Genomic DNA, 1,178 nt, shown 5'->3' with positions numbered 1-1,178 from the left:
CCGCCCTCCCACGTGTGGTCGGTGATCAGCACGCCCGCAACGACCTTCGTCCCGATCCGGGTGACGCGGCTGGTTTCCCCGCAGCGCAGCCGGGCGTCGTGCAGCGCACCGTTCGCGTCGCCGCCGCTCGTATCGGCCAGCGAGGCGCGCATCGCCGCGTTGAACCGATCGCGCACTGCCTGCTCACCGCCCTCGAGTTGCGGCAGCGTCACGTCGGTCGTCAGCGTCGCGGTCTGTTCCCGCACCGGCACGGTGGTGGCGGTGTACGGCCCTGCCGAGGCCGCGGGCGACTGCGGGCACCCGGCCTGCTGATCCGGCGATCCGGTGACCTGCTGAGCAACCGGTTCGGAGGAGGCCGAGGCCGGTCCGTCAGCGGCATCGTCCGTACCGCACGCCGAAAGCGCCGCCACGCCGAACCAGATTGCCACCCATACTGCTCTTTTCACTGGGTACTCCCCCCCGACTGTCACCGGCGAACGGCAGCATACAACCTGGACCTCACATTTCGGCGTGCTGTTTCGTCCAACAGTGGAAGGACCTGTACCGAACGAGGGAGCGAGATCATGACCGATCCGGAAGCGAGCGTGGTGGTGGGTGAGCGGCGGGCGCTGATCAACCTCGCCTACCGGCTGCTCGGCTCCCTCGCGGAGGCCGAGGACGTGGTGCAGGAGACCTATGCGCGCTGGTACGCCCTGTCCCCGGAACAACAGCAGGCCGTCGAGGCGCCCGGTGGCTGGTTGCGGACCGTGGCCAGCCGCATCTGCCTGGATCTGCTCGGTTCGGCGCGGGCTCGCCGCGAGCGCTACGTCGGTGAGTGGATTCCGGAGCCGGTCCCGGACCGCAGCGAGTGGGGCACGCCCGCACCGGCCGATCCGGCCGACCGGGTGACGCTCGACGAATCGATCAGCATGGCGTTCCTCGTCGTACTCGATTCCATGACGCCGGCCGAGCGTGTGGCCTTCGTCCTGCACGATGTCTTCCGGTATTCCTTCGCCGAGATCGCCGATATCGTCGGCCGCACGCCCGCGGCCTGCCGCCAGCTGGCCTCCTCCGCACGCCGTCGTATCCAGACCTCGGCACGTCCCTCTCGGGACGAGCGTGCCGAGGTCGTCCGAGACTTCAAACGCGCGTGGGAGACGAAGGATATCGAGGCACTGATCGAGATCCTGGATCCACGG

2 protein-coding genes are annotated in these 1,178 nt (G+C 68.8%); one reads left to right on the top strand and one right to left on the bottom strand.

Going from position 1 to position 1,178, the window contains the following annotated elements; translation table 11 throughout:
• On the bottom strand, positions 1-428 hold a 428-nt coding region (locus tag ACGF5C_RS34890; RefSeq protein ID WP_393308707.1), incomplete at its 3' end, for a hypothetical protein.
• A 135-nt stretch (positions 429-563) separates the two neighbouring features.
• Between ACGF5C_RS34890 and ACGF5C_RS34885 the strand changes: the two genes are divergently transcribed.
• A partial coding sequence (locus ACGF5C_RS34885) for a sigma-70 family RNA polymerase sigma factor (RefSeq protein ID WP_393308705.1) occupies positions 564-1,178 on the top strand: 615 nt, incomplete at its 3' end.

Origin of the sequence: Micromonospora sp. NPDC047620, assembly GCF_043205005.1 — a bacterium.
GTDB lineage: Bacteria > Actinomycetota > Actinomycetes > Mycobacteriales > Micromonosporaceae > Micromonospora.
Note: the sequence above shows the minus strand (reverse complement) of the source record. Positions and strands in the feature narration are given on the sequence as shown.